General features: G+C 53.9%; 20 protein-coding genes. 16 read left to right on the top strand and 4 right to left on the bottom strand.

Annotated elements, in window-relative coordinates:
* Window positions 1-41 precede the first annotated feature (41 nt).
* From fliS to HCZ99_RS07345, 14 genes are all read left to right on the top strand, one after another.
* A complete protein-coding gene (gene fliS / locus HCZ99_RS07280) occupies window positions 42-539 on the top strand; it encodes a flagellar export chaperone FliS (protein WP_167446288.1) in 498 nt (165 codons plus the stop codon).
* Window positions 540-894: 355 nt separating this feature from the next.
* Window positions 895-2538, top strand: a complete 1644-nt coding sequence (locus tag HCZ99_RS07285; RefSeq protein ID WP_167446289.1) for a flagellar hook-length control protein FliK — start codon at window positions 895-897, stop codon at window positions 2536-2538.
* Window positions 2539-2559: 21 nt separating this feature from the next.
* The gene (locus tag HCZ99_RS07290) at window positions 2560-3378 is read left to right on the top strand and encodes a flagellar hook assembly protein FlgD (protein WP_167446290.1); all 819 of its coding nucleotides are present in this window, start codon (window positions 2560-2562) and stop codon (window positions 3376-3378) included.
* 50 nt (window positions 3379-3428) lie between these two features.
* Window positions 3429-5141: a flagellar hook protein FlgE gene (locus HCZ99_RS07295; protein ID WP_167446291.1), complete on the top strand. Its 1713-nt coding sequence runs from the start codon at window positions 3429-3431 to the stop codon at window positions 5139-5141.
* A 354-nt stretch (window positions 5142-5495) separates the two neighbouring features.
* Window positions 5496-7097: a flagellar basal-body MS-ring/collar protein FliF gene (gene fliF, locus HCZ99_RS07300; protein ID WP_217701469.1), complete on the top strand. Its 1602-nt coding sequence runs from the start codon at window positions 5496-5498 to the stop codon at window positions 7095-7097.
* Window positions 7098-7176: 79 nt separating this feature from the next.
* Window positions 7177-8562 (top strand): FliH/SctL family protein, encoded by a 1386-nt coding sequence (locus HCZ99_RS07305; protein ID WP_167446293.1) that lies wholly within the window; start codon window positions 7177-7179, stop codon window positions 8560-8562.
* Window positions 8563-8564: 2 nt separating this feature from the next.
* Window positions 8565-8927, top strand: coding sequence for a flagellar motor switch protein FliN (gene fliN / locus HCZ99_RS07310; RefSeq protein ID WP_167446294.1), 363 nt, complete (start codon window positions 8565-8567; stop codon window positions 8925-8927).
* 21 nt (window positions 8928-8948) lie between these two features.
* The gene (locus HCZ99_RS07315) at window positions 8949-9743 is read left to right on the top strand and encodes a motility protein A (RefSeq protein WP_167446295.1); all 795 of its coding nucleotides are present in this window, start codon (window positions 8949-8951) and stop codon (window positions 9741-9743) included.
* Between the two features lie 88 nt (window positions 9744-9831).
* Complete coding sequence (locus HCZ99_RS07320; RefSeq protein WP_167446296.1) at window positions 9832-11403, top strand: sigma-54-dependent transcriptional regulator; 1572 nt, start codon at window positions 9832-9834, stop codon at window positions 11401-11403.
* A gap of 83 nt (window positions 11404-11486) precedes the next feature.
* Window positions 11487-13646 (top strand): flagellar biosynthesis protein FlhA, encoded by a 2160-nt coding sequence (gene flhA / locus HCZ99_RS07325; RefSeq protein WP_175581432.1) that lies wholly within the window; start codon window positions 11487-11489, stop codon window positions 13644-13646.
* 57 nt (window positions 13647-13703) lie between these two features.
* A complete protein-coding gene (locus HCZ99_RS07330; protein ID WP_167446297.1) occupies window positions 13704-14690 on the top strand; it encodes a GTP-binding protein in 987 nt (328 codons plus the stop codon).
* Window positions 14687-15475 carry a MinD/ParA family protein gene (locus HCZ99_RS07335; protein WP_167446298.1) on the top strand — a complete coding sequence of 263 codons (789 nt, stop codon included), beginning with the start codon at window positions 14687-14689 and terminating at the stop codon, window positions 15473-15475. Before HCZ99_RS07330 ends, HCZ99_RS07335 begins: the two co-directional genes overlap by 4 nt.
* A gap of 6 nt (window positions 15476-15481) precedes the next feature.
* Entirely contained in the window at window positions 15482-17122 is a 1641-nt protein-coding gene (locus HCZ99_RS07340; protein ID WP_167446299.1) for a hypothetical protein, read from the top strand.
* 99 nt (window positions 17123-17221) lie between these two features.
* Window positions 17222-17623, top strand: coding sequence for a hypothetical protein (locus HCZ99_RS07345; RefSeq protein WP_167446300.1), 402 nt, complete (start codon window positions 17222-17224; stop codon window positions 17621-17623).
* Window positions 17624-17651: 28 nt separating this feature from the next.
* On the opposite strand, the gene HCZ99_RS07350 is transcribed toward HCZ99_RS07345, so the two are convergent.
* From HCZ99_RS07350 to HCZ99_RS07365, 4 genes are all read right to left on the bottom strand, one after another.
* Window positions 17652-18206: a prolyl hydroxylase family protein gene (locus tag HCZ99_RS07350; protein ID WP_167446301.1), complete on the bottom strand. Its 555-nt coding sequence runs from the start codon at window positions 18204-18206 to the stop codon at window positions 17652-17654.
* 131 nt (window positions 18207-18337) lie between these two features.
* Window positions 18338-19042: an ATP-binding cassette domain-containing protein gene (locus HCZ99_RS07355; RefSeq protein WP_167446302.1), complete on the bottom strand. Its 705-nt coding sequence runs from the start codon at window positions 19040-19042 to the stop codon at window positions 18338-18340.
* An 8-nt stretch (window positions 19043-19050) separates the two neighbouring features.
* Window positions 19051-20754 (bottom strand): ABC transporter permease, encoded by a 1704-nt coding sequence (locus HCZ99_RS07360; RefSeq protein WP_167446303.1) that lies wholly within the window; start codon window positions 20752-20754, stop codon window positions 19051-19053.
* A gap of 6 nt (window positions 20755-20760) precedes the next feature.
* Entirely contained in the window at window positions 20761-21990 is a 1230-nt protein-coding gene (locus HCZ99_RS07365; RefSeq protein ID WP_254869508.1) for an ABC transporter substrate-binding protein, read from the bottom strand.
* A gap of 252 nt (window positions 21991-22242) precedes the next feature.
* Here HCZ99_RS07365 and HCZ99_RS07370 point away from each other — a divergent pair, with 252 nt between their 5' ends.
* Both HCZ99_RS07370 and HCZ99_RS07375 read left to right on the top strand, forming a co-directional pair.
* Entirely contained in the window at window positions 22243-22983 is a 741-nt protein-coding gene (locus HCZ99_RS07370) for a TerC family protein (protein WP_167446305.1), read from the top strand.
* Window positions 22983-23462, top strand: a complete 480-nt coding sequence (locus HCZ99_RS07375; protein ID WP_167446306.1) for a YbaK/EbsC family protein — start codon at window positions 22983-22985, stop codon at window positions 23460-23462. Before HCZ99_RS07370 ends, HCZ99_RS07375 begins: the two co-directional genes overlap by 1 nt.
* Window positions 23463-23506: the final 44 nt, after the last annotated feature.

A 23506-nucleotide genomic window follows, 5' to 3' on the forward strand; every position in this document is an offset into this window, starting at 1 on the left:
CTGCACACTAGTGCGATGCGCTATAGACTAAGGAGTGTCTCATGAACGAACACGCCGCCCATACTTACAAGCAGCAGCAAGTAAACACAGCTTCACCGGCCAAGATGGTGTTTATGCTGTACGAGAAAGTTTTATCGCGCCTTCAAGAAGCCCAAAACGCGATTGAGCGCAAAGATATTCAGGCCCGTTGCGACGCCAACTCCAACGCACAAGAGTTGATCGCACATCTGTCCAATACTCTGGACATGGATCAAGGCGGTGAGATTGCGGCGACTCTTGAGCGCCTGTTTAGCCACTGCCTCATCCGACTGATGGATGTTGATCGTCATAACGACCCGGACGCCGCGCAAGAAGTCATCAAGCTTCTTAAGCCAATTCGTGATTCGTGGGCAACTCTGGCAGAAAAAAGCGAAGGCGAGCTTCGCCAAGCAGTCATGTCTGTTCAGCAACAACGCCCTGCACCGACGATGACCCAATCGACGACAACGGATCAATCGCGGTCTGCGCCAGCTAAATCTGGACTGTCGATCTCAGCCTAAAGCCTGCGCTTATTTCATCTACCAACATTATCTTCAAAAGCCTCCGATATTTTCGGAGGCTTTTTTTATTGTGTCTACGGCGCGTCCCCAAGAATGCTTCATTAGTACTGTGCAACTGACTTCACGCAGCACGGACGAAAGGTCAAATTTCCAGCGCCCGAACCTTCCACAGCTGACCTTCCCTGCCCGCTTACTCGGGAATTTTTGCCGCGTGACGTCGACTGAGCTGCTGGGCACATTTTACCCCGCGCATCCATCCACCCTAAGGCCTTGAAAATCTATAGGATTTGTTAACCCTTAAAACTGGCCCGCCGATTGCAATTGTTCTGTCACTGTTTCGATGAGGACCAAAGTGATGAACAGCTCTGCTATTACAAACAGCATTATGCCAACCGTCTCCGTACCGGGCGCTAATGCGCAGGAAAGTGCGGGCTCTGGCTTTGGCGACGTGATGAATTCAATCACAGACAATTGGTCTGAACGTAACTCACAGATCAAATATAGCGCGGCAAAATCTGCCCAGAGAAACTGGGAAGAAAACCGTGCGGACCAAAAGGCCGCCGCCAAAAGCAACGCGCCTGATTCTCATGATTACAGCGCACGCAATGATCGTCGCGATGAAACCCCACGTCAGTTGGACAATGATAGCCATGCCGATGTTCGCGACGAGAAAACGGAACCGCACAAAGACGTCACTGCCGAAAGCAGCGATGATCAGCCTTCTGATCAGAACGCGCAGGCTAGTGATGACCGCGACGTAACAGACAATAAAACAGCACCAACCGAAGAAACGCCTGCGGAGCCAGCAACCGCTGCGACCGAAGACGGTGACACAAGCACAACTGTCGCCGACGCTGACAATCAAGATACAAATGCTGTCGCGCCAAATCAGGTAGCTCAGGCCGCGCCGGCTCCAGGTTCACCAGAAGCACTTGCACTTGCGACCGCAAAGGCACAGGCACAAGCAGCTGCAACGGGTGCAGCGGCTAAGGCTCCAGGAACGGCCAACAATGGTCAACCTGTCGCAGGTATGGCAGCGAATGGCGGGGCAGCCGATGGCACCACCGATGGCTTGATGAGCTCCACCGCCCTGTCGCAGCCGGTGGCAAGCACCTCGGCTAAAATGGCGCTAAATGGCGCCAACGCCGCTGATAACACCGCAGAAGATTTCGCGTCGGACAAGTTCATGTCGCGCTTAGTTGATTCCATGAGCAACGACGGCAAAGCCAAAAGCGATACGCCGGCAAACGCCGCTGGCACGAACGCCAACGCCAACACCAACAATTCCGCAACGGGCAACTCAGCCAATGCAGCGCAACAGTCAGCGAATGCTAATCCGGCACAAGCAGCACAGCAAGCAATGGCTGCCGCAGCCGGCGCCCAGGCACAGAACACCCCGGCGCAACCACAAGCCGGTGTCGGCCCGAACAGCAATGCTGCAGTGAGCGCAACAACAAGTGCTGATGGCTCTGCACAGGCGGTGAATGTTCAAACCCAAACCGCAAGCAGTCTTAATCAGACAAGCGCAAACGGACAAACGGCCCAGACCGCACGTCACGCCCCTGCACAGCAGGTTCAGCAACAAGTGGCCGTTTCGATCCGAAACGCGGCAAGCGAAGGCGTTGACAAAATTTCGGTTCAACTTCGCCCTGAACATCTTGGGCGCGTCGATGTCAAACTTGAAATCGGCCATGACGGCCGTGTTCAAGGTGTTATTCAGGCCGATACCCGGGAAACGCTCGATATGCTGCGTCAGGATTCCCGTGCTTTACAGCAAGCGCTCAAAGATGCGGGTCTTAATGCAGACAGTCAAAGCTTCACCTTCGAGCACAGGAATGAAGGTGGCCAAAGTCAGGATGGCAATGGTCGATCTCAGATGGCCGCCAATCAGGGCAGCAGCCCAGATGATGGCGATGTTTTGAGCGGAGCCGAACTCGCCGAACATGTTGGCATTGGCTATGGGATTAATCCCAATGGCCTTGTCGATATCCGGATATAGGAAAGGTAGAGGGATAAGCCCATGGCCATTTCATCCTTAGGAAATGTTGGAGTTGCTGGCAGCAACAACAATGCCGCCTCAAGCAGATCAGCCAGCCAGCTGTCGGCAAACTTCGATACGTTCCTGACTCTGCTGACAACGCAGCTCAAGAACCAGGACCCGACCTCGCCGATGGAAAGTGATAAATTCACCGACCAGCTGAGTCAGTTCGCCCAGGTTGAGCAAGGCATTCAGAGCAATAAGAACCTCGAAGACCTGATCGCAATGCAAGGTCAGCAGCGTCAGCTTTCTGCGCTGTCCTATGTCGGCGCACAGATTGAAGCCGTCGGAGATACCAACTGGCTCGAAGAAGGTGGTGAACTGACCTACAAATACAATGTGTCACCCGAGGTCCCGCGCCTTGAATTGCAAATTCAAGATCAAAACGGCGATACGGTATTCTCTTCGGAGTTCACCGACATCTCCGGCCTGCAAACATTCACTTGGGATGGCAAAAACAACAGTGGCGAGGTCCAGCCAGAAGGTGCCTATACCCTCGTTGTCAAACCCAAGACGATCGATGGCAAAGACTTCACTGATGATCGCGGGAAACCAGCTGCTGTCGCGATTGGCATTATTGGTACTGTCGACAGTGTCGATATTACCGACAACGATATTTATCTGCGTATCGGTGACGTCGCTGTACCGTTCTCGACCCTGACCAACGTCAAATTGGGTGAAAACGGCACGCCCGTGGAACCACCGCAGGATAATACAGATCCTGATACGGATACGGATACGGATACGGATACTGGAACCGGTGACGGTTCCGAAACGAGCGAGCAGGAAGAAGCCGCCTAGGGCATTCATCCGGATTTTAATTAACACCCTGTCATCACAGGAGACGAAAAATGAGCCTTTTTGGTGCAATGATTTCCGGTGTTTCCGGCCTGAATGCGCAGTCTAAGAACCTGGGCGTCATCTCGGATAACATCTCGAACCTCAACACTATCGGGTATAAAAGCACAGTCGGTCGCTTCTCGACCCTTGTGACTGAATCCGCAACCGCCACCAACTATACCCCCGGTGGCGTGCGCTTCCATCCAAAAGCAATGATCAGCAAACAAGGTTTGCTGCAATCAACGGCTTCATCGACATCCGCTGCAATCTCGGGCGATGGTTTCTTTGTTGTCCGCGACAACGTTACCCCCGGCTCTGAGGATGAGTTGTTCTTTACACGTGCGGGTGACTTCAAACCCGATGATGATGGATATTTGCGCAACACTGCTGGTTATTATGTCCAAGGCTGGGCAACTGACCGCGACGGGAACCTATTGGACCGCAATAACAATATTACCAGCGCAAACAGCTCGGCAACAACTGACCTTCAGGTCCTTGACATCAACCGCATTTTGACTGCCGCTGCCGCAACCACCCGTATTGAATTCGGCGCCATCCTTAATAGCGATGAAACGCCAACACCTGCGGCAACCGATACGTCGACAACTGTCGGTATTGATTATGATACCACTGACTTGACGACATTGGCTGGTATCAACAACGGCGATCAATTCACCATTACACATAACGGCACGACAAGCACAATCACCATTAACACAGGTGATACGCTTGAAGGCCTTGCCGCAAAAATCAGTGCTGTCACAGGCGTTTCTGCCTCAACGACGGTTACCGGAACCAATGACACGCTAACCCTTACAAGCTCGTTTGCCGATCAGGACGTCGTTATTGCCGATGTTGCTCCGGGCGGTGCACTTGCTAGTCTCGGCTTTGGGACAGTACCCGGTACCTTAGCACCGACCTACACCGGCGGCAGCTTGGCATCTGGTGCAACTGCTGAAGATAACAGCATGCCTATCACGATATTTGATTCATTGGGGTCGTCACATACCGTGCAATTGCAGGTTGTTAAACTTGGCCAGAACCGATGGGGCTTTGAACTTATTGGCGGCACAGGCACCAACGAACTCGATGCGGCTTCTCATCCAAACGGCCTGATCCAATCTGGGATCATGACCTTTAACGGGGATGGAACTCTTGCAACATATACCGACAATGCCGGTAACGACCTTACCAATTCGAGTGTTACTGCAAACTGGACAAACGGTTCGAACCAAAGCGAAATTTCTCTTGATTTCGGAACCCCTGGTTTCGGCGATGGGATCACGCAATTTGCCGCTGGCACCGATGGCAATGGCAACTTTGTGGAATACACAACAAAGTTCATCAACCAGGATGGCGCGCAAGCGGGCAGCATGGTGAACTATTCCTTCACCGAAGAAGGCTTCCTTGAAGTTGAATACGCAAATGGCGTGAAGCGTCCAGTATACAAACTGGCAATTGCAACCTTTGAGGCACCAGACGAAATGCAGAACTATACCGGTAACGTATTCCGGCAAACCCGAGAATCTGGTGACTACCTTCTGCGCGAGCCTGGTCTAAACGGTGCCGGTAACGTGGTTGCGTCAGCGGTTGAATCTTCCAACGTTGATCTGGCCGAAGAGTTCACCAACATGATCGTGACTCAGCGTTCCTATTCCGCAAACACCAAAACGATCACCACGACGGACGAAATGCTTGATGAGCTGATCCGGATTAAACGGTAATTGATCTAAATTCAGGACATCACGTATGTCCTTAATTACAGCTTTGTTTCGCAAAGTTGCCCGGCAAATTTGCCGGGCTTCTTTTTTGGCATAAGACTCCCTACATAAAGGGCAGGCAATCGCGGCGATTAAACAGACAAATGATTCAAATCACTGAGAAATTTGAATCATTTGACCCGGCAAAAATTGCCGTGTGTTAACCTGTTCTTCAACATGGAGAACTATTGGTTGTTGATACTGGTCTTTTTCTGTGTGAAGTGATCAGTGCCGGGGACAGTGAAAATTTAAAGTGCGAGGCAGTCGAAAGTGGGCGGCTTGTTACAAACGCTAAAAACGTTGGGACCAACACGCCTGATGGCCATTTGTGGCGTCGGGGTGTTGCTGCTTGTCTTCTTTACATTCCTGATCATGCGTGTTTCGACACCGAACATGGAACTGCTCTACCGCGACCTTGATCCTGCCGATGCCAGTCAGATCGTCAATCGCCTCGAAGATCAGCAGGTCAGCTATAAGCTTCTGAATAACGGCACCGAAATTCTCGTCCCCGCCGACCAGGTCAACCGTATGCGTCTGAGCATGGCGGAAAACGGCCTGCCCGCCGGGGGTTCGGTCGGTTACGAAGTTTTTGACAATGCCGATGGTTTTGGCGCCACCAGTTTCGAACAGAATATCAACCACGTCCGCGCCCTGGAAGGCGAACTGGCAAGAACCATCGCATCGATCCAGTCGATCCAACACGCCCGAGTTCACTTGGTTCTGCCAAAGCGTCAGATGTTCTCACGCGAAACCCAGCAGGCAAGCGCGTCTATCGCGGTTAAGATGGCCGGTGGTGAGCTTAAACCCGAACAAGTCGTTGCCATTCAGCACCTCGTTGCTGCTGCTGTCCCGCAGCTGGATCCCGGCAAAGTATCTATCATTGATGAACGCGGTCGCCTTCTTGCGCGCGGCGATGGTGAACAGCAATCAACGACCTTCCTGACCCAATCGGCCGACGAAATGCGCATTCGCAACGAAAGCCGTCTGCGCAACACCATCGAAGATCTTCTGTCACGCTCGTTGGGATATGGCGAAGTGCGTGCCGAAGTTTCGGTTGAGATGAATTTCAACAAGGTCACAACGGCCGATGAACGCTTCAACCCCGATGAGCGGGTTGTCCGCTCCAGCCAGACGATTGACGAAAATTCAACCAATTCCGAGACAGAAGGCAATGATCCGGTAACCCTGCAAAACAATCTTCCTGATCCGAACCTTGGCGCTGGGGCCGGTGCGGGCACCCAAAGTCAGGAAACCCGATCCGAAGAAACCGTCAATTACGAAATTTCCAAAACCACCACCACACAGGTGAAGGAAATTGGCGAAATTTCGCGCATAACCGTGGCGGTTCTTGTCGACGGCACCTACACCACCGATGAAAATGGTGAACGGGTTTATCAGGAACGCTCGCCAGAGGATCTTGAGAAAATTGCCGCCCTTGTGCGCAGTGCAATCGGCTATGATCCGCAACGTAGCGATCAGGTCGAAGTGGTGAATATGCAATTTGCCGATACCACCGATCTGTTTGCCGACGAAGATATCGAAACCTTCCTTGGACTGGATAAGGCTGAAATCTTCCGTATCGCCGAGATGCTGGTATTGGCGATTGTCGCAATCCTGGTCATCCTTCTGGTGGTTCGCCCGCTCCTTACACGTGCGTTCGAAACACTTCCAAGTGCGGCGGACATGGCACAGCGTCAGTTGCTTTCTGACGAAATGACAGCCGACGGCACCCCGGCCCTTGAAGGACCTGCGCCTGTGCCGATGGCGCCTGGCATGGAAGACGGCGAAGAATTGATCAATCTTTCCATGGTTGAAGGCCGTGTGAAAGCGTCTTCGGTTAAGAAAATTGGTGAGATTGTCGACAAACATCCTGAGGAAGCACTCGCGATCATTCGCAACTGGCTGTATCAGGAAAACTAATGATCCAGTCAGTTACAGTCTCACCGGCAGCTTTTGGCTGCCCACCTTCATGTTGCTCAAGGCGGTTTAGCGGTTCGATATGACGGCGATTGAAAAGTTCACATTTGCCCTAAGTTTTGATGATGCAGACAATGTCATTCGCTCATCGGGAGCAGATGACGAACATTACGACGTGGGCAAAAAGAAGAAAAAAGAGGAAGAGGAAGCTCCTCCTCCGCCGCCACCTGCGATCTACACCGAAGAGCAAGCCGCCCAAATGGTCGCCGACGCCGAAAATGCTGCGCGCGAGCAGGCATTGGCAGAAGGCCACGCCCAAGGCTTGGAACAAGGCCGTCAGGAAATCCTGACATCACTGGAAAAAGCAGCCGCAGACTGCCAAGCGGTTATTGGGGAAAAGCTCTCGCAGATTGATGAGCAGCAAAAGCGTGCGAACGCACAGATCAACGAGGATGCCATCCATGTTGCTTTGGGCGTTATCCGCAAACTGGCCCCTGCCTGGTCGAAAAAATACGAACTGACCGAAATCGAAGACATCGTGCGCCAATGCTTGGCCAACTTGTTTGAGGCCCCAAAAGTCATCGTCAAAGTCCATCCCGAGCTTGAGCAGAAAATTTCCGAAAGCGCACAGCAAATTGCCGAATCACGTGGTTTTTCTGGCAATGTGATCGTCATTGGCGAGCCGGAAGTTGCGCGCGGCGATTGCATGGTTTCTTGGGGTGATGGTACTGCAGTTCGTGACAGTGGCCGTGTCTGGTCAGAAGTGAACGCCATCGTTGATGGTGCGCTCGACCTCCATCGCGAGGAATATGACCTACCCCAAAGCGATATGGGCGATCCCGACGTTCAGCAAACCCGGCGGCCGGACGAAGCGCCAGCCGCCGAAAGCGCACCGGCGTCTTCAGATGCCGACGAACCAATTGAAAGCGATCATGGCGCGGCAACCGGCCTCGAAGCACAAAAGGGACAGGAAAGCGCAGATACCGCGCAAAATGTTACCTCGGACACAGACAACCAAACCACACCTTCCGCGCCGTCCGAAGATCACGTAAAAGAAGGCAATGGCACCGATCCGCAGAATGTGCAAACATCACCTGACGATGTGATGCAAACGTCTGATCTAGCGTCTGAAATGCCTGTCGATGATGCGAAAACATCGGCACCAACATCCGGGCATACGGCACAGGAATCAGACAGCGAATTTGAGGATGCCTCCGACGTCGCCCAAGACGGCGAGACGCAGAACGTAAATGAGGATGCGGCAAACAAGATAGATAACGGCGACAACGGCACCGCGCAGGTCCAAAGTCCCGACGCAACTGAACCGACCGACCCGCACTCTGTCCGCCCAACACCGGGCACATCTGCTGGGCAGGATGAAAACCGTGACCATGGTTCGACGCCAAATCCGCCCCAAGCAGATGACCCGGATGCTGAGAAGCAACCGCCAAAAGATGCAGGAGACTAATGATGGCTGAAGACGACGATATTGAACTCTCCGATCTCGAAGACAGCGACAACGATTTCGACGGCGAAGGTACGGAACTTCTTGCAGCTGCCCAAAGTGGCAGCGAACAGATGAAGACGTCCAAGGACCTCGAAGCGGTGTATGATATTCCCGTTCAGGTCTCTGCTGTGCTTGGAAAAGCAACCATGCAAGTCAGTCAACTGCTGAAACTTGGTCGCGGTGCTGTCGTAGAGCTTGACCGTAAAGTTGGTGAAGCTATTGATATATATGTAAACAACCGTTTGGTCGCGCGCGGCGAAGTGGTAGTTGTTGAAGACCGTCTTGGCGTGACCATGACGGAAATTATTAAGTCTGAGAAAAGCTAACGCAGGAAGGGATACGCGACTATGGCCGAAGGGGGGACGAAGACGTCATTTGACATTGCGACAGTCGGGGGACTGGTCATTGGCTTCGCGCTTGTCATTGCGGCAATCATATTTGGCGGCTCGCCTGGTGCCTTTATCGATATCCCGTCTGTTCTGATTGTGATCGGGGGGACGGCCGCGATTACGGCCGTGAGCTTTGCCCTTGGCGAGTTTTTGGGCTCAGGCAAAATCCTGATGCGGACGATTTTCCACAAATCGCGCAATCCGGCTGATGCCGCGTTACAGATTTTGCAACTGGCCGAAATCGCCCGAAAAGGCGGCGTTTTGTCCCTGCAAGGGCATCTCGATAGCCTTCAAAGCGAAGAATACCTGTGGAAGGGCTTGTCGCTTGTTGTCGATGGCACCCCGTCCGAAGAAGTCGAAGCGATCATGCGCAAAGATATGAACGCCACCATCGGACGCCACCAAAAAGGTGCAAACATCTTGCGTAAAGCAGGCGATGTTGCCCCGGCAATGGGACTGATCGGGACGCTGATCGGCCTGGTGCAGATGCTTGGTAACTTGGATGATCCGTCTTCTATCGGGCCTTCAATGGCGGTGGCACTTTTGACAACGTTCTATGGCGCGGTTCTGGCCAACATGGTGTTTATGCCACTTGCTGGTAAACTTGAACGTAACTCGAACGACGAAGAGCTTCTGAATTCGGTTTACATGGTAGGGGCGGTTTCCATTGGTCGTCAGGAAAACCCACGTCGTCTTGAAATGCTAATCAATTCGATCCTGCCGCCGTCAAAACGTGTAAGCTATTTCGATTGATCAATAACTTGGAATTTTCGGCCCCGAACTTCTCTTTATCAAAGCGGCTTTCGCGGCCAATCGAAAATGATCGGAAAGAGATGAGACTATGCAGGTACTGATCGTTGGTGGATTGGGCGGACAAATCGGCGCAGCCAGCAAGATCGCAATGGCGCGCGGCGCTTCGGTGCAATTGGCCGAAAGCGTTACGACCGCGCTAAATATCCTGCGGGCTGGCAACCGCATTGATGTTGTCATGGCCGATATCACCCTTGATGTGGCATCGCTTATTTCGGCCATGACCCAAGAACGCATCAGTGTTCCCGTCGTCGCATGCGGCATTGGCAACGATGTCAATGGAGCGGTCAACGCCATCAAAGCTGGCGCGCAGGAATTTATCCCCCTGCCGCCTGAGGCCGACCTGATCGCCGCCATTTTCGAGGCCGTGACCGAAGAAAGCCACGCCCTGATCCATCGTGATGCCAAGATGGCCGAAACCCTGCGACTGGCGACACAAGTTGCCAAAAGCTCGGCCTCCATCCTGATCACCGGCGAAAGCGGGACCGGTAAAGAAATCATCTCGCGCTTTGTGCATCGCAAGTCCAACCGTGCAGACAAACCCTTTATTGCAGTCAACTGTGCAGCCATCCCGGACAACCTTCTGGAATCTGAGCTGTTTGGCCATGAAAAAGGTGCCTTTACCGGCGCGCAGGCCCGTCGGATTGGTAAATTTGAAGAAGCCAATGGTGGCACCCTTTTGCTTGATGAAATCAGCGAAATGGATGTCCGTCTGCAGGCAAAACTGCTGCGTGCCATTCAGGAAAAGGAAATTGATCGTCTGGGCGGCAAAAGCCCGGTTAAGGTTGATGTCCGTATTCTGGCAACCTCAAACCGCAATCTTGAGGCCGAAGTCAACGCTGGCAATTTCCGCGAAGATTTGTATTTCCGTTTAAACGTGGTCAATCTGGACATTCCGTCTTTGCGCGAACGCCCCGACGACATTCCGATTTTGGCGGAATTCTTTGTCAAAAAATATTCCGAAGCCAACGAAGTGCCAATTCGGCCGATCAGCCCGCTGGCGATAACACGTTTGCTGTCGCACCACTGGCGCGGCAATGTGCGTGAACTAGAAAACACCATGCACCGCGCTGTTCTTGTCGCAGGTCCCGATGAAATCGGCCCCGAAGCCATCCTGTTGACCGGCGGCACCCCGCATGAGCCAGCCCCCGCGGCGGCACAGCAACCAGCTCCAGCGGCACCTGCACCAGCGGCCCCCTCTGCCGCGCGGGCGAATTCCGCCTATGCCAGTGCGAATGCGGCCTATGGTGCGGCGTCCTCGGCCTATCAGCCAAGTGCGCCTGCCCCTACACCTGCCCCGCAACCAGCACCATCATCGCCAGAACCGGCTGCCCCCGCGTCGGATGACCATTCTGCTGACGAAGCCGGTGATGCAAACAGCACAACCGATAACGGTTCGGGCACGGCGTTTCTGGTTGGGCGTACGGTCGCGGACGTCGAACGTGATCTGATCATTGATACGTTAAAGCATTGCTTTGGCAACCGTACCCATGCGGCAAACATTCTGGGGATTTCCATTCGGACATTGCGCAACAAATTGCGGCAATATACCGATGACGGGCTTGCGGTCCCGGCACCTGGTGATGGCAACGACGGATCGTGACAACGCCCCGCCTCGTTCCCATATACAACACTGAAACAACCGTCACAAAATACGCGTAACCAACAGGATAACCAGCAAACACAATGGCCGAAGGTCAAGATATCACACCGACTGGATCAGGCGGGTCTGACGGCCCCGGCGGCGGTGCTGGCGGCGTGAGCATGGCTGGCCTTCAGGCGCGTGTTTCCTCTGCGCTTAAGCGTGGTGATATCGCAATGGCGCTTGGTTTCATCATGATCCTTGTGGTCATGATGTTCCCGATGCCGCCTTGGCTGCTTGATTTCATGTTGGCCCTTTCGATCAGCTTTTCCGTGCTGATCCTGATGACCTCGCTGTTTATCCAAAAGCCGCTTGAATTTAACTCCTTTCCGATGATCCTTCTGGTCGCAACGTCGTTGCGACTTGCCCTTAACATCGCGACAACCCGCCTGATTTTAGGCCACGGGCACGAAGGCACCCATGCCGCCGGTGCCGTGATTGAGGCGTTCGGTAGTTTCCTGATTTCCGGGAACTTCGTGATCGGGATCATTGTGTTTGCCATTCTGGTGATCATTAACTTTGTCGTGATCACCAAGGGTTCCGGGCGTATCGCCGAAGTCGCCGCCCGTTTCACCCTTGATGCCATGCCCGGCAAGCAAATGGCGATCGATGCCGATCTGTCATCTGGCCTGATCAACGAAGAACAGGCAAAAGCACGCCGTAAAGAACTTGAAGACGAAAGTTCGTTCTTTGGGTCGATGGATGGTGCATCCAAATTCGTACGCGGTGATGCGGTCGCCGGTATTCTGATTACGTTCATTAACGTAATCGGTGGGATCATTATCGGTACCGCCCAAATGGGCTTGTCCCTTGGCGAGGCGACCGAAACCTACACCATCCTGACGGTTGGCGATGGTCTGGTATCGCAAATCCCGGCTCTGATTGTTTCCACCGCTGCGGGTCTTTTGGTGACCAAGGGTGGTCTTGACGGGGCGACGGAAAAGGCCGTCTTTGGCCAAATCAGTAACTACCCCGCCGCAATCGGTGTTGCCGCGGCCTTGATGGGCGGCATGTCGCTTTTGCCCGGCATTCCAATGGTCTGGTTCTTGGGGCTTGCCATTGGGTTGGGCTATCTTGCCTATTACATGGGTAAGAAACAAAAAGACACCGCCAACCGTGCAATGGCACAGGAAACGCAGGCTGCCGCCGATGCCGCCGCACCACCGCCCGAAGAACCCATCGCCAATTCGCTGCGCATGGATTACGTGCGGCTTGAATTGGGCTATGGCTTGCTATCGCTCATCAGCACCGAACGCGGTCAGAAACTGACCGATCAGATTAAGGCCCTCCGCCGTCAGTTGGCCGGCGACATGGGCTTTGTCATGCCGTCTGTGCGTATTCAGGACAATATGCAACTACCCGCCAATACCTATGTGCTGCGGGTTAAGGAAATTGAAGCAGGCCGCGGTGACTTGCGTCCGAACATGTTGTTGGTCATGGACCCGCGCGGCGAGGAAATTACCCTGTCGGGCGAAAAAACCATGGAGCCGACCTTTAACCTGCCGGCCATGTGGATCGAACAGGGCATGAAAGAAGAAGCCATGTTCCGTGGCTATACGGTGGTGGATCCGCAAACCGTGATCACGACGCACATTACCGAAGTGATCAAGGACCACATGCCCGAACTTCTGTCCTATGCCGAAACCCAGAAACTGCTCGACGAACTCGACGAGGATCAGAAAAAACTGGTCGAAGACATCGTACCAAGCCTGGTTTCCGTTGGCGGTGTTCAGCGTGTCTTGCAAAACCTTCTGACCGAGCGCATTTCCATTCGCGATCTGCCGACCATTCTCGAAGGTGTGGCCGAGGCAACCGCCTTTACCCGCAACCCAACCTTCATGACCGAACATGTGCGGTCCCGTTTGGCGCGCCAGCTTTCCGATGTGAACACCAACCACGAAGGCGTCATTCCGCTGGTGACCATGTCCCCGCAATGGGAACAGATTTTTGCTGAAAGTCTGGTTGGCTCGGGCGAGGAAAAACAGCTTTCCATTCCGCCAAGCCAGCTTCAAGAATTCATCAACAAAGTCCGTACCACATTTGAACGGTTGGGTATGATGGGGGAATCACCGGTTCTTCTGACCAGCCCGGGCATTCGTCCCTATGTGCGGTCCATCGTTGAACGTTTCCGCCCAAGCACGGTGGTTATGTCGCAAAACGAAATTCACCCCAAGGCACAACTTAAAACCCTGGGGCAGATTTAATGATGTGTATCGTGATCACACGCCCGTTTTCGGGCTCAGCCAGTCAGGAGGGTTTGAATGCGTCTTAAGACATTTACAGCCCCCACCATGACAGAAGCCATGGCGCTGGTGAAAGAGCATATGGGCTCTGATGCCATCATTGTATCGACCCAAGATATCCCCGGAAGTGGTGTGCGCCTGACGGCAGCACTCGATCATGATCCTGATTTCGATGCTGGCGATGACGGTGCACCTACCCCGGCCCTGCAAGAACAGCTTGATGTCGCGACCGATGCGTTAACCCGGCATAACTTTCCTGAACGGTTGCGTATCCGCCTTGTCGATCTGATGGCGCGCGAAACCGCGGCAGCATCAGCCCAGCAATTGTTGGCCGGCGCCCTTGACGAAATTTTTGATTTCTCGCCGCTGCCTGAAAAAAATACGCCGCGCGCACTGGCCTTTGTCGGCCCACCGGGATCGGGAAAAACCTTGGCCGTTGCCAAAACCGCCGCCCGGGCCGTGATGAAAAAACGCAAAGTTGCCGTGATCACGACCGATTATAAGCGGGCCGGTGGCGTTGCCCAATTATCGGCATTCACGCGGATTTTGAATATTGATCTGGTTCAGGCCAAATCGGCCGAGGAACTCAAAGCGCGATTTGCCGAAATTCGCGATGCCGACATGATCCTGATTGATACGGCAAGCTGCAATCCGTATCTCGAAAGTGATATTGGCACGCTTTGTGATTTCTTATCATCCATTCCCAGCGAAACCATTTTGGTTAACCCGGCGGGAATTGATGCCGATGAGTCTGCGGATATCGCCAATGCCTTTGCCGATGGCGGTGCGACCCGTATAATGATATCACGCCTTGATGTTGCTGCCCGCCTTGGCGGTGCGCTATATGGGGCGGATTCAGGAAATCTTTCTCTTTGTAATGTAAGTATGACGCCACAGGTTGCAGACGGTCTGACAGCGCTTAGTCCCCTTGCCCTGGCCAAACTTCTCATACCGTCCCATCGCGCCAACACCGCGAAACCGAGCTTCTCCGAGGTCATGAAATGACGACCAAGTCCGATGCCACTCCAAAATCTGCCCCGCGCACCAGAGGCCGCAATGTTCTTGCCGTCGCATCTGGCAAAGGCGGCGTGGGCAAGACATGGTTTTCCATTACCCTGACCCATGCCATGGTTCTCGAAGGCCAAAAGGCATTGCTGTTTGATGGCGATCTTGGCCTTGCCAATATTGATATTCAGCTTGGCCTGATGCCAAAGCACGATCTGGGCGGTGTTATTTCCGGTCGTATTGGCCTGAAAGATGCGGTAACCAAATTCCCAGACGGCGGTTTTGACATCATTGCCGGGCGCAGCGGTTCGGGCAGCCTTGCCAATCTTCCGGCTACCCGCCTGCAAGCCCTGTCCGATGATCTGATCCAGACCGGGAAATCCTATGACAAGGTCCTGATTGATCTTGGTGCAGGTGTTGATCAGGGCGTGCGCCAAATGACTGGCCTTGCCAACACGGTTATTGTCATCACCAATGGCGACCCAACTTCGTTGACGGATGCCTATGCCTTTATCAAAATCACACATATGGCCCGCCCGAAAACCGACATTCGGGTTGTGGTTAATATGGCCAAGGACACCAAAGAAGGTCAGGCGATCTATAATAAGCTGCTAAAAGCATGCGAAGGCTTCTTGAAAATCTCGCCGCCTTTGCTGGGTGTTGTACGTGCCGATCCGAAGGTGTCAGAATGCATTCGCAACCAAACACCGCTTTTGATGCGCCATCCAAATTGTGATGCCGCCCGCGATATAGAGGCCATCGCCCAATCCCTGCTTGAGGAATAATTTGCCATGACCCTGCCGCCGCAAGCCATATCGCCAGGACCCAGTGTCGGCGGACAGGCGTCGGCAGGCACCACCGGCCAAGGCGGGCAGCCCGCAACCCCGGCACAAGTAACCGGCACCGTCACCAACGCAACGTCGCAACAAGCGGCCGCTGCCCTGGCAAAACTGCCGGTCGAAGCCCTTCTTCAAGCCGCAATACGATCGCAGTCGGGAAACCAAGTAACCCTTGCCACGGCCTTGGGGCAGGTCACGCTTAAACTCCCGACCCCGCTTCCTGCCAATTTAGGGGATCTGATCTGGGCCCGCATTCCCAGTGGTAATCAGGCGGCGACCACCGGCACCACGGCAAACCCGACCGATGGCCTGCGCCTGCAACTGTTGCCCCAAACGCTGACCCCCGGTGCAAGTGGCCCCGGAACGGCCATTGCCGCGGGCAACATCACCGGCAGCAGCCTGACACCCGGCCAGACATTTTCGGCTGTCACCACATCGGCCCTGACCATGCCCAACGGAACGCAGCTTCCGGCTGGCAGCCAGACACAGGTGATCTTCTTGGGTCAGGGCACGGTCACTGCCCAACAGGCAGCACAGGCCTTAAATACCGCGTCCGGTGCCACTGCGGCCGCCGGAACGGCGGGAACGGCTAGTGCGGCCACCGCAACCGCCACATTGACCACAGCGCCCAATCAAGCCGCCATCCTGCAAGGCGGCGGACAATCCGCGCCCACACTGCTTTTGACCGGTACCGTCCTGCCCCCCAACAGCGCCGAAGCCAAAATGCTGCCCAACGGCTTTACCGCCTTGCGCACATCGGCTGGCATTGTCGGCATCAAATTGCCCACACCGGCACCAACGGGTGCCACGCTTTCATTTGGCGTTGATGCGGCGGGCACGGGCCGGGTGGCAACGTCCATGCCCATGAGCGAGGCTGACTTGATCGCACGCGGGCAAAATGCCGCCCTTTCGCGCGATTGGGGCAGCTTGCAACAAGCGCTGAGCACCTTGCAGCAACATGATCCCGGTGCGGCAATGTCGCTAATGAATAATCTGCCGCAGCCGGGGCCGAAACTGACCGCGACGATGATGTTCTTCTTTGCCGCGATGACCGGCCCAAATGGCAGCTTACGTGGCTGGATCGGGGATCGTGCCGCCAACAGCCTGGCGGGCCTTGGCGATGCGGATGGGCCGGGCGGGCTTAAACGCCTTGATGGTGACTTTGGTCATCTGCGGGGCATGGCGGCGGATGAACGTCCCGATGGTTGGCGCGTGATGGCGATGCCATTTAATATGGGCGACAAAATCGAACAGCTGCAATTGGGCTGGCGTCACGGCAATCAGGAAAATGAAAATGGCGAAAAGGAAGATCCAGGCACCCGCTTTTTGCTCGACCTTTCCTTTAGCGAGGTGGGCCACACCCAACTTGATGGGCTGGTCAAAGGCGAAGACAACAAGTTTGACCTGATCATCCGTACCGAAAATCCATTAAAGCCCGAAAACCGTGACGATATCCGTGGCATTTTCCGCGATGCGCTGCAAATCTCTGGCTATAAGGGGAATATGGTGTTTCAGGATGGCTCACGCTTTGTCGAAATTGATCCCATCCCGGATGACGATGGCCCCAATTCCCATCACGGGATCGAGGCATAATCACCGCCCCACACAGCCCCTTTGAAATGAAGCCTTTTACCAATGCATGGCAACACGTATTCTATGCGTTCATCGTGGCACAACAACGGTTACCAAGACATGCTTGAAATCTTCCAGCGGCGCAACCTGATCCTGACCGAACCCAATCCAGGCCCGCAGATTGATTATGTCGTGACACTGCAAAGCAACCTGACCGGGACGCAAAACGTCTTTCCGGCCCGGATGACACTACGCTATGTGCCTGATCGTTTGATCCTGAAAACCGGTGCGCTGGCCGACTATTACACCGAAATTTCCAATATACCGTTTGAAAATTTTGAAAGTGCCGCCGTTCTATTGATGGATGATTTCAACAACGAACTCGTGCCGCGCTGGATCAGTTTGCGCCTCAGCAAACAAACAGCCGATAACGATCAAATCTTCCACCATGAGACCGCCCTTGAAGACCGCCAGCCCAAATGGGGCAACCCGCGTCTTTTGGATCGGCTGGAACGCTATTAAGGTTGCTGAACCTTGGGTCTTAGACGCCCTAGCGAAACGGGTTACCGTGCACCCATTGGGTCAGTGAATATCGAAGACCCGCCGTGGTCGGTGCGACCCGATGCAAAACAAAACTCGGAAAGAAAATCGCCGTCCCGCGTGTCATCGGTGCATCAATCACATTGCCCGACGGGTTAAGCTGCAACAACCCACCTTCATAATCGTCAGGTTCAGACAGCTGGATCACAAGGGTTAACTTGCGACGCTTGGCAACTTCAGATGCCCCAGTATCGCTGTGCCAGTCATAATGACCGCGGCGATCCCCAGAATAGCATGCAATCTGCGCATCTTCGGCAAAATCGGTCAGGGAAAAGTCAAACACATTCCGGTTTACCTCTGCGACCAGATCAATGATCCGACGCGAAACTTCCGGCTCTTGTTCTTCGTTAAACCAGGTGATTTTGGAACGACGAATATGGCTGGCAGATTGACCTTGCACAAGGCCGCCTTCATCCATTTCATCGGCAAACCCTGCGATCAAACGTTCACAGGTTGCTGTGTCCAATGCGTTTGGGACGATTGCATACATTTCTTCAGGAAACATGCACGACATTCTCCGTGCCGCGTGGGCCACTTGATGGAATGCATCACGCCCAAGACAATTCTTTGCGGTAATGATGCTATAGGGCCAAACGACCCGATTTACCAGCAATTTAAGCGCACGAAAGGCTGTGCTTAATCAAGCGAAATCACCCTGCCATGTGCGGCCTGAGCATCTTCTGGGTCGTGGGTAACCATCAAAGTCGGCAGATGATTTTGCCGTGCAAGATCAAACACAAAAGATTTGATCTGATCGCGCAGATCACTATCAAGTTTTGAAAACGGCTCATCAAGCAACAAGGCACCCGGTTGGGATAACAACACCCGCATCAAGGCCACCCGTGCGCGCTGCCCCCCTGATAAGGTCGCCGGGTCGCGGTCGGCAAATTCGGCCAACCCGGCACTTTCAAGGGCATTGTCAATCCGGGCCTTACGTTCGGCCCGGCCCTTGATCGATGCAGGCAAGGCAAAGGCCAAATTGCCGCCAACCGACAAATGCGGAAACAGCAAATCATCCTGAAACAAAATGCCCACATGCCGGTCCTGTGGCGCCAAACCATCCAAGACGCGACCATTCAGGCGCACAGCGCCCTGAACGTCAAAGGCGGCAGGCAATGTGCCGCATATATGCCCCAGCAAGCTTGATTTACCCGAACCACTTGGCCCCATCAGGGTCACGATCTCGCCCGGTGCGATCACAAGATCAAGATCAACCAACACCCGATCACCCAATCGAATGGCAATATCACAAAGCTCAAGCCCGTCTTGTCCGTGCTGTGCGTGCTGTGCGTGCTGTGCGTGTTGCGACTTTGATGCTTCTGGCGTTTGTGATGTGGTCATGCTGTCCTTCATGTCGCGTTATTCCCGCCCCTGTCACCCATACCGCCCATACCACGACGCTTGGCAAACACCACGGCCGGGATCAGCAAGGCAAAGGCAAACCCGGCAAAGGGCAACAACATCTGCAATAGCCCATAAATCCCGATCATCCGGCGGTCCCCACCCGCCGCCAGTGCCACGGCCTCGGTCGTGACGGTTGCAAACCGCCCTGCCCCAATCAAAAGGGTTGGTAAGTATTGCCCGACCGTCACCGCAAGACCAACCGCCATCGCGGTCAGAACAGCACGGGTCAGCAACGGCAATCGTACTTGCCAAAACACCCGGGTCGGCGACGCGCCAAGACAAAGTGCGGTTTGCCCATAGCGCGGATCAAGGGCACGAAACGGATCAGACAGCGACAAAAACACATAGGGCAGCACAAACACAAGGTGCACCAGAACCACCGAGGTTAAAGTGCGTTCCAAGCCGATAAGGGTGAAAAACACCTGCAGCCCAAACATGAAACTAATTTGTGGCACCAACAGCGGCAGGTAAATTAGCCACATTACCGCTTTATGCCGCCGCAATCCCCGCCGCACTTCGTTTTCGAGGCATCCCAAAACCAGTGCCACCGCAATCAAAACACTCGGCACACCGATCATCAGTGTCACCAAAAGGCTGTCACCTAGCGCACCGAACTCCCGCCCCCAAAGACGCAGGCTGAAATTGCGCGGCAAAATATCGGGGAATGCCCAAAACCCGGCGATGCTCCACATAAACAGCACCACCAAACCAAGGATCACCGCCCCAACCGCAATGATCGCCAGCCCCGCGCCGACGTGACGTAACCAACCATCATGGGCAAGGCGCCGACCATCGACCATTGCACGACGCCCGAGAACACCGATGATCTTTTCTGCGCTAAGCCACACCGCCATCGCAATCAAAACGAGGGCCAATTGCAAAACCGCACCGCTTGACGCCATAAAACGTTTGGCCAAATCCGGGTCCGACAACCATCCCAAAATGCGCACGGCCAATGGGGCGGGCGTTGTCGGGCCCAAGATAATGGCCACATCAACAACTGATGTTGAATAGGCCAGAACCGCCAAAACCGGCAGGCGAATTTGCGGATAAATGCGTGGCAAGGTCGCCTTGAACCAACCGGTAATTCGACCATAGCCAAGGCTTGCCGTGACCTGTGCAGTCCGCTCCGTATCGGCTTGCGGCAAGGCTGCCAACGTCATTAAAAACAGAAACGGAATTTCCTTGGTCACAAGCCCGATGACCATCGCGATCCCCAAGGGATCATGAAGGATCGCCAATTCTGGCGGTCGGTCCCATCCCATAAATGGTGCCACTAAACGCGCCATCCAGCCCGATGGCGCAATCAGGAACGCCAAACCAAACGCGGCTGTTGCATGTGGGACCGATAGAATTGGTGACAATAGGCGCTGCACAGCGCGAAAAATGCGCGTTCCTTGCCACGCGGCACAAAACAGCATCACAATCGCAACAGAAATCGCTGTTGCCGCAAGGCCATTAAACAACGACAACCGAACCGATTGCCAAAGCCCCGGCTGGGCCAGCAAAGCCCGCCAAGGATCAAGACTGGCACCGTCCCCGCCAAGGGCCGGTAAAATGCCAAAGGACGGCAAAAACGTTCCGATCAGCCCGGCAGTCACCGGGCCGACCATAAAAACAAGTGTCAGGATCGGGAAAAGCCGAAGCATCCGCGATTACTGGGCAACGCCATAGCGTTTCTGCCACTGCTCTTCGACCAAGCTCATCCAGCTTGGATGGGGCTCGGGCAATACCGTGCCGCGCTCTGACGGTGACAGCGATGCAACGCCCAGATCAAGATCGGCAAAGGCCTTTTGCATATCGCTTGGCAGCTTATCCATCGCAAGAACCGTATCAGACCCCCAATATTTTGGGTCTTGTTTGCGCAATTGTGCTTCTGGTGACATCAGGAAATTGGCCAGAACCATCGCACCGGCCTTTGCAGACGCATTATAGGGAATGGCGACAAAGTTGGTATTGCCCAACGTGCCGTGGTCAAACACATAGGATCGCACGGTATCGGGAAGCTCAAACGCATCAATGGCCGATGAAACCTCGCCGGAGCTAAACGAAAAGGCAATATCGACCGCGTTATCGGCCAAAAGTGTCCGCATCGCCGCACCGTTTTGCGGATAGGCCTGACCATTGCGCCACAACAGCGGCTGCAAATCATCAAGATAGCCCCAAAGCGGCGCGAGAACCTTTTTGGCATCCACTTCATCGGCGGGTTGCTGCAGAACTTTGGGATCATCGACCAACTCGGTCAAAATCTGCTTTAAAAAGGTCGATCCCATATAGTTTGGCGGCTGGGGATAGGTAAATCGACCCGGATGTTTTGCCAGCCATTCAAGCAATGCCTGCGCTGATTTTGGCACACTATCAAGCTTTGCCGTGTCGTAATAAAAACTGACCTGCGCCATCCCCCATGGGGCTTCAAGACCAACCGTCGGAACGGTAAAATCATTCACCACCGTTGGTTTGCCTTTGACGTCGACATAGTCAAAATTCGGTGCGTCCTCAACCCACGGACCAAACAGCAGGTTATTTCGCTTCATCGCGGCGAAGTTTTCACCGTTAATCCAGATCATATCGACCGCGCCACCATCATCGACACCAGCGGTCTTTTCGGACAAGACCTTGCTGACGGCATCGGCTGTATCGGTCAGTTTGACTTGAACAACATTGACGCCATAGCGCTCAAGAAGCTGCCCACCAGCCCAATCGATATATTCATTAATGCGTGGTTCCCCGCCCCAGGCGTGCCAATAAACCGTTTGGCCGCGTGCCTGATCCAGAACCGATTGCCAGTTTCCAACATCGGGCGCAGGATCGGCAAAGGCCGGAACAGCGATGGACGTTGTGGCAAGTCCGGCTGCCACGGCAACCGCCGAAACGAAACGGCGCATTTTTGAACGCATCCTGGATAATCCTTTTACATGTAAACCGGTCAATCTATCGCCACCGCGCATTGGGACGAAAATTGTTGTTATTGCAGTCACTTTTTCAACACTCTTGCGTCAAAATCAATTCACGCTTGCGTTAGATACCTGTGCCTTACACCTTATAACGCATCGTATCGCATCGAAATACCGCACCAAAACGCGTTTTACGACGCGTAACGAAAAACTATCATGAAACCCTGTTTGGAAACGTAAATCATGTTTGAATGGATCAGTGATCCTCACATGTGGATGGGTCTTGCCACTCTGACCGCACTCGAAATTGTTCTTGGGATCGACAACATTGTTTTTCTGTCGGTCATTGTTTCCAAACTTCCGCAAAACCAACAGGCCAGTGCACGCCGGATTGGTCTTCTGGGCGCGATGGCAATGCGGCTTGGTCTTTTGCTGGGCATCGTTTGGGTGATGGAACTGACCGCGCCGCTGTTTTCCGCCTTTGGCAAAGATATCAGCGGACGCGACCTGATCCTGATCTTTGGCGGGTTGTTCCTGATCGCCAAGGCATCCAAGGAAATCCATCATACCATCGACACACCCGACGAACAGGGGCCGGGTAAATTGATGTCGAGCTTCGCCATGACCATCGTGCAGATCATGTTGCTTGATATTATTTTCTCGCTCGACAGTGTGATCACTGCTGTGGGTCTAGTTGAACACGTTTCGATCATGATGATCGCAGTGGTATTGTCTGTGTTGGTGATGCTGCTTGCGGCTAAGACCATTGGCGAATTTGTTGAAAAACACCCCTCGGTCAAAATGCTGGCATTATCTTTTCTTATTTTGGTCGGGTTTGTCCTGTTACTTGATGGTGTTTCTATTCATATCCCCAAAGGCTATATTTACTTTGCAATGGCCTTTAGCTTATCGGTTGAGACGCTAAACTTGCTCAATCAAAAGCGGAAACAAAAACAAAGCGTAAAAGAAAAAGAGGTGTCGTAATGGATAAGGTTTCTCCCCCTCAATGTCTTCAAAGTGCGTTTGAGCGGCATGCTCTTACCGATACGCAAGTCTTTGCCTTTCCCGAAGGTACACATACCGCTGCCGACGCCGCTGCGGCCATTGGCTGTGACATCAGTGACATTGGCAAATCGCTGCTGTTCGTCACCGAACCTGGGCGCCCGGTTTTGATCATCATGAACGGTGCCGACACAGTCGACGAAGCCCGCGTTGCCGGATTAATCGGCTTTTCAATCCGCAAGGCAACCGCGCAAGAAGTCCGTGATATGACAGGCTATGCCATTGGCGGTGTCCCGCCCTTTGGCCATGCCAACCCGGTTGAAACGCTGCTAGATGAAAAACTGCTTAAAAAGAAAACCATTTGGCTTGCCGCTGGCACGCCTAAAACCGTGTTTTCCATTACCCCCGATGATTTGCGCAAAGCAACAGGCATCGAAACCGGTGTCGATATCGCGGCCTAACTAAAATTCAACCGCGACGCTAAAAAACATCTTGAACGGGTATC

It is taken from the genome of Thalassospira lucentensis, from assembly GCF_011806425.1.
GTDB lineage: Bacteria > Pseudomonadota > Alphaproteobacteria > Rhodospirillales > Thalassospiraceae > Thalassospira > Thalassospira lucentensis_B.

What these genes read in the sequence shown, in the direction of transcription:
- fliS (WP_167446288.1), top strand. Translation starts at nt 42, where the DNA reads ATGAACGAACACGCCGCCCATACTTACAAGCAGCAGCAAGTAAACACA.
- HCZ99_RS07285 (WP_167446289.1), top strand. Translation starts at nt 895, where the DNA reads ATGAACAGCTCTGCTATTACAAACAGCATTATGCCAACCGTCTCCGTA.
- HCZ99_RS07290 (WP_167446290.1), top strand. Translation starts at nt 2,560, where the DNA reads ATGGCCATTTCATCCTTAGGAAATGTTGGAGTTGCTGGCAGCAACAAC.
- HCZ99_RS07295 (WP_167446291.1), top strand. Translation starts at nt 3,429, where the DNA reads ATGAGCCTTTTTGGTGCAATGATTTCCGGTGTTTCCGGCCTGAATGCG.
- fliF (WP_217701469.1), top strand. Translation starts at nt 5,496, where the DNA reads ATGGCCATTTGTGGCGTCGGGGTGTTGCTGCTTGTCTTCTTTACATTC.
- HCZ99_RS07305 (WP_167446293.1), top strand. Translation starts at nt 7,177, where the DNA reads ATGACGGCGATTGAAAAGTTCACATTTGCCCTAAGTTTTGATGATGCA.
- fliN (WP_167446294.1), top strand. Translation starts at nt 8,565, where the DNA reads ATGGCTGAAGACGACGATATTGAACTCTCCGATCTCGAAGACAGCGAC.
- HCZ99_RS07315 (WP_167446295.1), top strand. Translation starts at nt 8,949, where the DNA reads ATGGCCGAAGGGGGGACGAAGACGTCATTTGACATTGCGACAGTCGGG.
- HCZ99_RS07320 (WP_167446296.1), top strand. Translation starts at nt 9,832, where the DNA reads ATGCAGGTACTGATCGTTGGTGGATTGGGCGGACAAATCGGCGCAGCC.
- flhA (WP_175581432.1), top strand. Translation starts at nt 11,487, where the DNA reads ATGGCCGAAGGTCAAGATATCACACCGACTGGATCAGGCGGGTCTGAC.
- HCZ99_RS07330 (WP_167446297.1), top strand. Translation starts at nt 13,704, where the DNA reads ATGCGTCTTAAGACATTTACAGCCCCCACCATGACAGAAGCCATGGCG.
- HCZ99_RS07335 (WP_167446298.1), top strand. Translation starts at nt 14,687, where the DNA reads ATGACGACCAAGTCCGATGCCACTCCAAAATCTGCCCCGCGCACCAGA.
- HCZ99_RS07340 (WP_167446299.1), top strand. Translation starts at nt 15,482, where the DNA reads ATGACCCTGCCGCCGCAAGCCATATCGCCAGGACCCAGTGTCGGCGGA.
- HCZ99_RS07345 (WP_167446300.1), top strand. Translation starts at nt 17,222, where the DNA reads ATGCTTGAAATCTTCCAGCGGCGCAACCTGATCCTGACCGAACCCAAT.
- HCZ99_RS07350 (WP_167446301.1), bottom strand. Translation starts at nt 18,206, where the DNA reads ATGTTTCCTGAAGAAATGTATGCAATCGTCCCAAACGCATTGGACACA.
- HCZ99_RS07355 (WP_167446302.1), bottom strand. Translation starts at nt 19,042, where the DNA reads ATGACCACATCACAAACGCCAGAAGCATCAAAGTCGCAACACGCACAG.
- HCZ99_RS07360 (WP_167446303.1), bottom strand. Translation starts at nt 20,754, where the DNA reads ATGCTTCGGCTTTTCCCGATCCTGACACTTGTTTTTATGGTCGGCCCG.
- HCZ99_RS07365 (WP_254869508.1), bottom strand. Translation starts at nt 21,990, where the DNA reads ATGCGCCGTTTCGTTTCGGCGGTTGCCGTGGCAGCCGGACTTGCCACA.
- HCZ99_RS07370 (WP_167446305.1), top strand. Translation starts at nt 22,243, where the DNA reads ATGTTTGAATGGATCAGTGATCCTCACATGTGGATGGGTCTTGCCACT.
- HCZ99_RS07375 (WP_167446306.1), top strand. Translation starts at nt 22,983, where the DNA reads ATGGATAAGGTTTCTCCCCCTCAATGTCTTCAAAGTGCGTTTGAGCGG.